Annotated in this window: 7 protein-coding genes; 5 read left to right on the forward strand and 2 right to left on the reverse strand. The window is 41.7% G+C overall.

The window, feature by feature from the left end; all coding sequences use genetic code 11:
- Positions 1–453: 453 nt before the first annotated feature.
- Positions 454–2,610 (forward strand): translation factor GTPase family protein, encoded by a 2,157-nt coding sequence (locus tag QZ576_RS20385; RefSeq protein WP_297100790.1) that lies wholly within the window; start codon positions 454–456, stop codon positions 2,608–2,610.
- 134 nt (positions 2,611–2,744) lie between these two features.
- On the opposite strand, the gene QZ576_RS20390 is transcribed toward QZ576_RS20385, so the two are convergent.
- A complete protein-coding gene (locus tag QZ576_RS20390; RefSeq protein WP_297100793.1) occupies positions 2,745–3,347 on the reverse strand; it encodes a hypothetical protein in 603 nt (200 codons plus the stop codon).
- 402 nt (positions 3,348–3,749) lie between these two features.
- Between QZ576_RS20390 and QZ576_RS20395 the strand changes: the two genes are divergently transcribed.
- The gene (locus QZ576_RS20395; protein WP_297100796.1) at positions 3,750–4,694 is read left to right on the forward strand and encodes a hypothetical protein; all 945 of its coding nucleotides are present in this window, start codon (positions 3,750–3,752) and stop codon (positions 4,692–4,694) included.
- A gap of 196 nt (positions 4,695–4,890) precedes the next feature.
- Here the strand turns inward: QZ576_RS20395 and QZ576_RS20400 are convergent, their stop codons facing one another.
- Complete coding sequence (locus QZ576_RS20400) at positions 4,891–6,183, reverse strand: gliding motility-associated C-terminal domain-containing protein (protein ID WP_297100799.1); 1,293 nt, start codon at positions 6,181–6,183, stop codon at positions 4,891–4,893.
- 433 nt (positions 6,184–6,616) lie between these two features.
- Between QZ576_RS20400 and QZ576_RS20405 the strand changes: the two genes are divergently transcribed.
- The 3 genes from QZ576_RS20405 to QZ576_RS20415 all read left to right on the forward strand — a co-directional run.
- Positions 6,617–8,947: an ATP-dependent helicase gene (locus QZ576_RS20405; protein WP_297100802.1), complete on the forward strand. Its 2,331-nt coding sequence runs from the start codon at positions 6,617–6,619 to the stop codon at positions 8,945–8,947.
- A gap of 118 nt (positions 8,948–9,065) precedes the next feature.
- Positions 9,066–9,653, forward strand: a complete 588-nt coding sequence (locus QZ576_RS20410) for a DUF4290 domain-containing protein (protein ID WP_297100804.1) — start codon at positions 9,066–9,068, stop codon at positions 9,651–9,653.
- A 25-nt stretch (positions 9,654–9,678) separates the two neighbouring features.
- Positions 9,679–10,832 (forward strand): UDP-N-acetylglucosamine 1-carboxyvinyltransferase (locus tag QZ576_RS20415; protein WP_297100807.1); only part of this gene is annotated, 1,154 nt, incomplete at its 3' end.

Genomic DNA, 10,832 nt, shown 5'->3' on the forward strand with positions numbered 1-10,832 from the left:
TTGTTATTTTCGAAAAACTATTCATAGTTGTTTTATAAATTATTCCTATGTGACTTTAATCACACAGTGCAAATGTAAATGAAAATTTCAGACAAAAAAGAATTTTAATCACTTATTTTTATTTGTTCTAAATTAATTAACAAACCAAAAGGCCGACTGACAGGGCCAGAAGCAGCCATCTGTTTTTTAATTGATATAATTGTTATGCTATTCTGATAATTTCGCGAAAGCCGTTATTTATAATGATTTCAGACAATAACAATTATTAACAAAACCCCCTTAAAAAGCTGGCCGAATGCAAATTAACCTGTACTAAAAACAGGGGCCGGATATTATATCTTTTCATGCTGATTTCTACCTCTTGATTGTTAATAAATTATTACTATTTTTGATGACCTCGCTTCAAAATGATGAAGAAAACGAGTATAAATAAATCAATAAAACTTATATACTATGAAAGTTTATAAAACCGATGAAGTTCGGAACATTGCGCTAGTTGGTAATGCCGGCAGTGGGAAAACCACCCTTGCAGAAGCTATGCTGTTCGAGGGTGGAGTTATTAATCGTAAGGGTGACGTAGACTCAAAAAATACAGTATCAGACTACAACCCCATTGAACAGGATTACGGTAATTCTGTTTTTTCAACCCTGATGCACACCGAATACTACGGAAAGAAAATAAATATAATGGACACCCCGGGTATGGACGACCTTTGCGGAGGTGTTGTTTCGTCGTTAAGTGTTACCGCTCTTGGATTACTAACGGTTAACGCATCAAATGGTATTGAGGCCGGAACTGAAGCCGCAGCCCGCCATGCCGACCATGCAAACACGCCACTTGTTGTGGTTTTCAATCAACTCGATCACGAAAACTCGAATTTCGATAGCACCCTTGAACAGTGTAAAACTTCATTCGGAAATAAAACTACCATAGTACAATACCCTGTTGATGCAGGACCAAATTTCTCGGCCATTATTGATGTGCTGAAGATGAAAATGTACACTTTTAAAGACGAAAGTGGCAAACCTGAAATTTCTGACATTCCTGAATCGGAAATGGAAAAAGCTGAAGAACTGCACAACGAACTGGTTGAAAAAGCTGCAGAAAACGAGGAAGCTTTAATGGAGCTGTATTTCGATAAAGGAACACTTACCGAAGACGAAATGCGTAAAGGTATTAAGCTTGGTATGCTCGACCTTACTCTTTATCCTGTTTTCTGTACCTGTGCAAAGAAAAGTATTGGCGTTGGCCGCTTGATGGAATTTATTACCAACATTGCGCCGGCTCCAAAAGAAAAGAAAATGACTGAAATTGTTTCCGGCAAGGAAGTAAAAATGGATGCATCAGAAGCACCAAGTCTTTTTGTTTTTAAAACTGCCGTTGAGCCACACGTTGGCGAGATAACTTATTTTAAAGTAATGTCGGGAGTTGTTAAAGAGGGTCTAGATCTCATCAACTCGAAAACCGGAAATAAAGAGCGTTTATCGCAGGTATTTGTGCCCGATGGTAAAAGCCGCGAAAAAGTTGAAGAACTGCATGCAGGCGACCTGGGCTGTACCGTTAAACTGAAAGAAACTCGTTTTAACCAAACATTGGCGGCAAAAGAACTGGGAACAGAATTTGCGCCAATTGTATTCCCAACACCGCGCCACACAGTAGCTGCAAAAGCTGTTGCCGATGCCGACGATGAAAAAGTAGGAGAAGTATTAAATAAAATTAAATACGAAGATCCGACTTACGTAATTGAGTACTCAAAAGAATTAAAACAACAGTTGATACACGGACAGGGTGAATACCACCTTAACGTACTAAAATGGTACTTCGATCATGTACACAAAGTTGACGTAGAATACCTGAAACCAAAAATTCCGTATCGCGAAACCATTACCAAACCAGCACAAGCAGATTACCGCCACAAAAAACAATCGGGTGGTGCCGGACAGTTTGGTGAGGTACACATGATTATTGAGCCTTACGAAGAAGGTGCTGAACCTAAAAAGATGTTCAAGTTTGGCGATAAGGAGCAGAAAATCTCCGTTCGCGCCGTTGAAGAACACAAACTTGACTGGGGCGGAAAACTGATCTTTGTAAACAGTATTGTTGGTGGATCGATCGACGCCCGCTTTTTACCGGCTATTCTGAAAGGAATTATGGAAAAAATCGAGGAAGGTCCGCTTACCGGTTCATATGCCCGCGATATTATCGTTTACATTTACGACGGAAAAATGCACCCGGTTGACTCGAACGAAATTTCGTTTAAACTGGCCGGACGTAATGCCTTTAGCATGGCCTTTAAAAATGCCGGACCTAAAATTTTGGAGCCAATCCTTAACCTTGATGTTTGGGTACCTTCAGACCGCATGGGTGACGCAATGAGCGACCTGCAGGGACGCCGCGCCATGATTATGGGTATGGGCTCGGAAAAAGGAATGGAGAAAATTACAGCCAAAGTTCCGCAAAAAGAAATGTACAAATACACTACGGCACTGAGTTCTATTACCGGTGGTAGAGGTGTGTTTAGCATGAGTTTCGACGGATACGAAAAAGTTCCTAGCGACGTACAGGAAGAACTGCTGAAAGCTTACGAAGCTGAGCAGGAAGAAGAATAGACCATTTTCTAATCCATTTTACTATAACTAATAAATCCCGGTTCGTTTTTAACGGATCGGGATTTTGTTTTTACAAACAAAAACAGCCGAACTTAAAAGCCCGGCTGTTATATATTTTATAATAATTAAACTCTCTACGATTTTATCGAGCCCTTCTTAAGCTCCAAACGCGTTTGATGCAGCTCCATATTCATTTTGGTGTAACGCTCCAGCGCATTCTTTTTATGTGTTTCGTATTCCTCTTTTAACTCTTCGTAATCCTTTTTAGTACGGTGCGTAACACTTAGGCTTCGTTTGTATAAAAGAAAAACAAAACCTGCCAACACCAAAACTCCGCCAATAAGCAAATACATGGTAACCGAATAGGCACTTTTATTTATTTTCATGCCTAAAACCACAATCGAATTTTGCAATTTCAAACTCTCATCGAGTTGTTCCTGCAGCGAATTCATTTGTGCATCCTTCGAGCTTATTTGGCCGTTTAGGTCTCTTATTTGCGCATTCCTCTGCTCCACACTTTTCTCCAACACACCAATGGTATCGGTTAGTGCATCGTAGAAATCATCCAACTGATCTTCTTTCAAAAAATAAGATCCATTCCAAAAATTAAGGTTCTCCTTAAAAACTTCGTATTGGCGGGGCAAGGACTGTTCCTGTTTCCAGGCATTTACATCCTTTTTCGCGAAGGCGTTAGAAACAACGATAACCAATACAACTACAGCAAATATCTTTTTCATATAACAAACAATTTTCGATTTAATGGCCGGTCATTTCACCGATGGCCGAATATCTATGATAAATTCCAAAAAAAATCAATAAACTATTCATGTAACGCAGAATCCTTACACTTGTTATTTTCAACTGTAAAGATAAATACGGCCAATATATTTTACAATATATACGCTCCGTGAATATACGCACAATATAATTAAGGTTTGCCTGAGGGGGCAAATATAGGAATAGAAATAAACTAATGCGAACTTAAAGTTTAAAAATTTACCGAATAAGAAATGCCCGACAAAAACAATACGCAACAACTACCGGCCCAGGGAGTTAGTTCTTTCGGATTATTTATAGGCAATTGGTTTGGTAATTTTTAACGAATGCTATAACTTGCAGGAAACCAAAAAACTACTGCCATGCAAATCAGCTACAGCCGACCACTTTCTGCGGGTTGGGACCGCATGAAAAAAGCCTTATTCCAACCTTTCGACATCAATAAATGGATAAAAGTAGGTTTTACGGCCTGGCTGGCCGGGTTAACCGATTGTGGCGGAGGCAGCGGCTCGGGAAACAGCACCGGAAACAGTGCCAACTGGGACGAGTTTTTCAATTTCCCACAAACAGCGTGGGATTGGCTGCTCGACAACCCGATTTGGGCTAACCTCATTCTTGTGGGTTTGATAATTCTGTTTATTATAATTTCGGTGGTTATCTGGGTGAGTTCGCGTGGTAAATTTATGTTCCTTGATAATGTGGCGCACGACAAAGCCGAGATCGGCGAACCCTGGCACGACTTCCGAAAACAGGGAAACTCACTTTTTATTTTCCAGTTCTTTTGGGGCTGGTTTGCCTTTGCGGTGTTTGCTTTAATTGCCGCCTACTGTTTTGTTACCGGCAAAGATCTGTACTTTACCCACGCACCAAAAGCGGTAATTTTTGCCGGAATTACACAAATGGTATTGCTGTTTATCGGCTACCTGATTGTATTTGGCTACATATCGCTATTCCTGAAAGACTTTGTGGTGCCCATAATGTACAAACACCGCGTTGGCGTTTTAAAAGGCTGGGGTAAATTCCTGATGCTGTTCGGGAGAAGAGCACTGCCGTTTATCATTTATGGCCTATTCATTTTTGTGTTGGGAATTGCCGTTGGAATCGTCATCATTTTCTTCGTACTGATAACCTGCTGCATTGGCTTGCTGCTTATTGCTATTCCGTATATAGGAGCCGTAATTTTATTGCCGATAAGTTATACGTTCAGGGCTTTCAGCATTGAATTTCTGGCACAGTTTGGCGACGAATACAATGTATTTCCGGCAGCAGAAGTAGCTAACGACACAAATGAAATTGGTACGGAGTAGATTGAAAAATGCAGGCAATTTCTGAATTCTACCCTCTCTCCTGTCTCTCCCTTCTTGAAGGGAAAGACGATCAGCCTCCATAAGAAACGACTAATAACGAAATTGATTCGGGAGTATTTCAAAGCACAGTCCTATCGTCCTTCCTTGCGAGCAGGGAAGGATAAGAGGATGGGTATAATAAATCTAATTTGAAATTCTAGTCCTTATTGCGGAACAAGTGTACAAATCCGTGTTTTTTGCGCTTTTCGCCATCGCGGCCACGGCCCACAACATCGTAATAATACACACCCGGACTGGCGTAGCGACCTCCCATAATCCGGCCGTCCCAAACACTTTCGGTGTAGGTATCATCAAAACCGCGTACATCGCCACTTTCCCAGAAGTGTACGCGTTTTCCCCAGCGGTTAAAAATGCTGATCTGTATACTTTGCATCGACCAGAACTGAACCACAAACTCATCGTTGGTTCCGTCGCCGTTTGGCGTAAATACATTGGGTACGGCAATAAACGAGGTATCAACCTCAATATAATCTTCCATGTAAACCGTATCGGCACAAGTCAATGTATCAGAAAGGTGTTTTGCCACCAGCCTAACCATGTACGTTCCTGAGTTTTCGTAGGTATAAACATGCGCATCGTCGTAGGCTACAAAATCGATACTGTCAACCGGGTTTTCATTTCCTTCAGATTCTATTTTTATGGCATTTAAATCGCGGTAGAAAAACCACTCGTAATAACCCGGTGTTCCATTTTCCGAATTATTCGAAAAAGTAACCTCAAGCGGTGCTTCTCCACTCATAGGGTTGGCCGTAAAACTGGCTTTAACAACAACCGATTCGTACAAAACAGTTGCCTGTGCATCGCAGTCAAATTTATCGTAAACACGCAAAGTGTAGTTTGTATTTTCTGTTGGCGGATCATAAACCGTTAAGTTCTGTAACGACGAAATACGATCGCCATCTTCCAGCCATTCCACCTGCACATCTTTATTCACAAAAAGAGGCGTATTGTTGCTTAAATCGTAATAAGTCAGCACGGCCGAATTCATTTCTCCCACCATTCTGAAAAACTCGCAGTTCGATTCGGTAACTTCTCCGCCGGCGTACATCCAGTTATTAAAAACCCACGCACGATCCACTTCGGTTGTGGTCCCCTGTGTTATGGTTATCCGGTAACAACCATCGGCCAGTGCATCAATTTGCGACGAAGTGGCATCTGCACTTTCCTGGTAATACAATTCGAATGAAGCGCTGGTTTCACTGTACTTTTCCCACAAAAATGTTTTTGTTCCCTGCAGTTGTGAGGTTGCTGTCAGCGAACCAACTTCCATCATCGAATCGCTACTACAGAAAATAAAAATATCGTCGGTTTCAGAAAATACAGGGTATTGTGTAACATCGGTGGCATCGGCTCCGGGCGAAGATATTTGTGCCTGGAGAGCGTAAAAAGAAAATACCAGAATAGTTACAATAAAAAGACTTCGCTTCATAAATTATTGCTCTTTAAGATACAATATTAACGTATAAATTTCATTTAATTGCGTGTTGTACCAATTGTTTTTCAACGTGTGCCCTTTGCGAAACTGTGAAATTACAATGGTTAATACCGATGGTTAAGCAAAAAGACTTTGGGAAATCGTTGAACCAAAGTCTTAATTTGATTTCCAATCGGTGATAGCAGCAAAAATAGTGAACTGTGACCGAAATACACAGGCCTTCAATAATTTGTTAATAAAACACCAACGATAAGGAAAAGATTCCACCCTACATCATTAATTTTGCAGGCAAAACAACTTGGTTCGCCGGTTGTTGTTTTACTACGATTGAATTCTGAATGTTTTACCGAATTCGCCCCATATCAAAACGGGAAATATTCAAAACAATCAATATTATATATTTGCAAGCAGAAAAAAGAAATCTATAGTGTTCGATTATCTTCAAAATTTGAATGAAGCCCAACGAGAGGCTGTTCTTCGTACCGAAGGACCTGCACTGGTTATTGCAGGAGCCGGATCAGGGAAAACGCGTGTATTAACTTACCGTATTGCCAATTTGCTAAAACAGGGTGCCAAGCCGTCAAGCATTTTATCGCTGACCTTTACCAACAAGGCAGCCCGCGAAATGAAAGAACGTATCTCGAGCGTGGTTGGCGAAAACACAGCGCGCTACCTTTGGATGGGTACTTTCCACAGTATTTTTGCGCGGATTTTGCGTTTTGAACACGAAACCATCGGTTACCCGTCGAACTTTACAATTTACGACAGTGCCGACAGTAAAAGCCTGATAAAAACGATCATTAAAAGTTTTCAGCTCGACGATAAAATCTACAAACCGGGAGTGGTTGCCAGCCGTATTTCGATGGCAAAAAACAACCTGATTACGCCAAACGCGTATGAAAATTCAGCCGAAATTCGCAGCGCTGATAAAAGCATGCGCATGCCACAAATTGCGCAGATCTATAAAGAATATGCCAAACGCTGTTTACTTTCAGGAGCCATGGATTTTGACGATCTGCTGCTGAAAACAAACATCCTGTTTCGCGATCATCCCGAAGTGCTGCAAAAATATCAGGAGCGATTTGGGTACGTAATGGTTGACGAGTACCAGGATACCAACTACTCGCAATACCTGATTGTGAAAAAACTGGCTGCGGCACATAAAAACATTTGCGTGGTGGGCGACGATGCGCAGAGTATCTACTCGTTTCGTGGTGCGCGTATCGAAAATATTCTGAATTTTAAATCGGATTACCCCGAGCATAAAGTGTTTAAGCTGGAGCAAAATTACCGCTCAACACAAACCATTGTAAACGCCGCCAACAGTATAATTGCCAAAAATAAAAGGCAAATTCCGAAAAAGGTTTTTTCTGAAAACGCCACCGGGAAACCAATAAAATTGATTTCGGCACTGACCGACAACGAAGAAGGTTTTTTGGTAGCTCAGGAAATTTCCCAGTTGCAATTACGCGATCATTACAAATACGAAGACTTTGCAATTTTGTACCGCACCAACATGCAATCGAGGATTTTTGAGGAATCGTTGCGAAAAAGAAATATTCCGTACAAAATTTATGGCGGCTTAAGTTTCTACCAACGCAAGGAAATTAAAGACCTCATCTCCTATTTCCGAATGACGATTAACCCAGCCGATAACGAAGCTTTAAAACGCATTATCAATTATCCGGCGCGTGGAATTGGAGCCACTACCCTCGCGAAACTGGAAGCTGCGGCAATTGGAAAAGAAACATCGATTTGGAATATCGTTAGTGCTTTGCCAACTGTAAATCACGCCAATTTAAATAAAGGCACCGTTGGAAAGATTCTGCATTTTGTGGGATTAATTCAAAAGTTTATGCAACTGTCGGAAGACAACGATGCTTTTGATACAGCCAAAACCATTGCCGAGCAAACCGGTATTTTAAAAGAACTGTATACCGACAAGTCGCCCGAAGGTTTGAGCCGCCACGAAAACATACAGGAATTACTGAACGGTATCCAGGAATTTAGCATTAACGCCAAAGAAACCGGCGAACCCGAAAAACTGGAAAATTACCTGGAAGATGTGGCACTTTTAACCGATCAGGACAACGAAAAAGAAGAAGACCGCGATAAAGTGACCCTGATGACCGTGCACTCATCAAAAGGGTTGGAATTTAAAAATGTGTTTGTGGTTGGGATGGAAGAAAACCTGTTCCCATCGAACCAAAACGGCGATAACAAACCGGAAACGCTGGAAGAAGAGCGCCGACTGTTTTATGTGGCACTAACCCGTGCCGAAGAAAACGCGTGGTTTTCTTATGCGAATCAACGCTACCGTTGGGGAAATCTCGATTTCTGTACGCCAAGTCGTTTCCTCGAAGAAGTTGATGAGCAGTTTCTCGACACTTCGGGAATTGCCGCTCAGTCGTCGCCAACGCGCCGCGCACAAAGCAACGACGATATTCAACCTGAGCGTTATCACAAAAATTCTGTCCGCCGTCAGCCACCCGGAGCATTTAAAACTGCCGAGTCGCAAAACTTTTTCAATAAAAAACTCGTTTCGTTAAAGGAAAGTAGCAGAGCACAGAACACTTTTCAGGGCGATGCACCGGAAAAAATACAAACCGGCATGGTGGTTGAGCACCAACGTTTTGGCGAAGGAAAAGTAATTAATATTGAAGGAGTTGCACCAAACATAAAAGCTACCGTATTCTTTAAATCGGGTACACAAAAACAATTGCTGCTAAAATTCGCCAAGTTGAAAATAAAAGCGTAAATAGCGTTTAGAATTAAATACTTCGGGATTTGTCGGGAAATGATTAGTTTTGCAACATCATTTCGCAAATAAATCCAATTTACTTGAAAGTTAGATTTTTAGCATTAAACATTTACAGATGGATTATAATACCAAGAGAAAAAAAATGGCCCTTCCTGAATATGGAAGGAATATACAAAACATGGTTGATTACCTGTTGACTATCGAAGACCGCGAAAAACGAAACAGATCGGCACAAACGGTTATCGATGTAATGGGCAACCTTTTCCCTCATTTACGCGATGTTCAGGAATTCAGACACAAACTCTGGGATCACCTGGCCATTATGTCTGATTTTCAGCTTGACATTGATTATCCTTACGACCCACCCACACCTGAATCATTAATGGAGAGACCGAATACTGTACCTTACACCAAGCACCGCATTAAGTACAAACACTACGGCCGCACCATGGAGCTTTTAATTAAAGAAGCCGATAATTTTGAAGGTGAAGAGCGTGAGATCATTATTGAACAACTGGCCAACCATATGAAAAAATCGTACCTCGCATGGAATAAAGATGCGGTTGAGGACCAAATGATTTTTAACGACCTGGAAGAAATGTCGCGTGGCCATTTAAAAGTACCTGAAGGAACTCAACTAGCTGATGCCAAAACACTGGTTGGCCCTCCGAAGAAGAAGAATAAATCGAAAAAGAAAAAGTAGGTAATACGCTATAATATCACACCCCATGTCGACTTTCAAAATTGAAGGTGGTTATAAATTAAAAGGAGACCTTGAACCGCAAGGAGCAAAAAACGAGGCGCTTCAAATAATTTGTGCCACGCTGTTAACAGCCGAAAAAACGATCATCGAGAATATTCCTGAAATCCGGGATGTACTGAAATTAATCGAGATTCTGAAAGGACTGGGGGTTCAGGTAACGCGCCTGTCGAAAGGCAGTTACAGTTTCGATGCCTCGCAAGTCGACATCAACTTTTTAAAAAGTCCGGAATACGCCAAACAAGCAGCTGTCCTTCGTGGTTCGATAATGATTATCGGCCCGCTGTTGGCCCGCTTCGGACAAGGATTTATTCCGCAACCCGGTGGCGATAAAATTGGCCGCCGCAGAGTTGACACCCACTTTATTGGCCTGCAAAAACTGGGTGCCCGTTTTGATTTCGACCGCGAAAACAAATGGTACTCCGTTTCAACCGAAAAACTTACCGGAGCTTATATGTTGCTCGACGAGGCTTCAGTTACAGGAACAGCAAACATTGTAATGGCTGCCGTTTTAGCCGAGGGAACCACAACAATTTACAACGCAGCCTGCGAACCTTATCTGCAGCAACTTTGCAAAATGCTGGTTTCTATGGGTGCCAAAATTGAAGGAATTGGTTCCAACCTGCTTTCCATCGAAGGTGTTTCGTCGTTAACTGGATGTACACACCGCATTCTTCCCGATATGATTGAAGTGGGTAGTTTTATTGGCCTCGCTGCCATGACTGCTTCCGAAATCAACATTAAAAATGTGGGTATTGAGCACCTGGGAATTATTCCCGAATCATTTCGCCGCCTGGGAATTAACGTTGAACAAAATGGCGACGATCTGCTAATTAAAGATACCGAACATTACGAAATAGATTCATACATCGATGGATCGATAATGACCATTTCGGATGCGCCCTGGCCGGGACTGACACCCGACTTACTTAGTGTTTTCCTGGTAGTGGCTACACAAGCCAAAGGAAGTGTGCTTATTCATCAGAAAATGTTTGAAAGCCGTTTATTCTTTGTGGATAAACTGATTGATATGGGGGCGCAAATCATTCTTTGCGATCCGCACCGTGCCACCGTAATTGGCCTCGACCGAAAAAATACCTTACGTGCCACAAAAATGGTATC

Source organism: uncultured Draconibacterium sp. (assembly GCF_913060805.1).
Classification (GTDB): Bacteria; Bacteroidota; Bacteroidia; order Bacteroidales; family Prolixibacteraceae; genus Draconibacterium.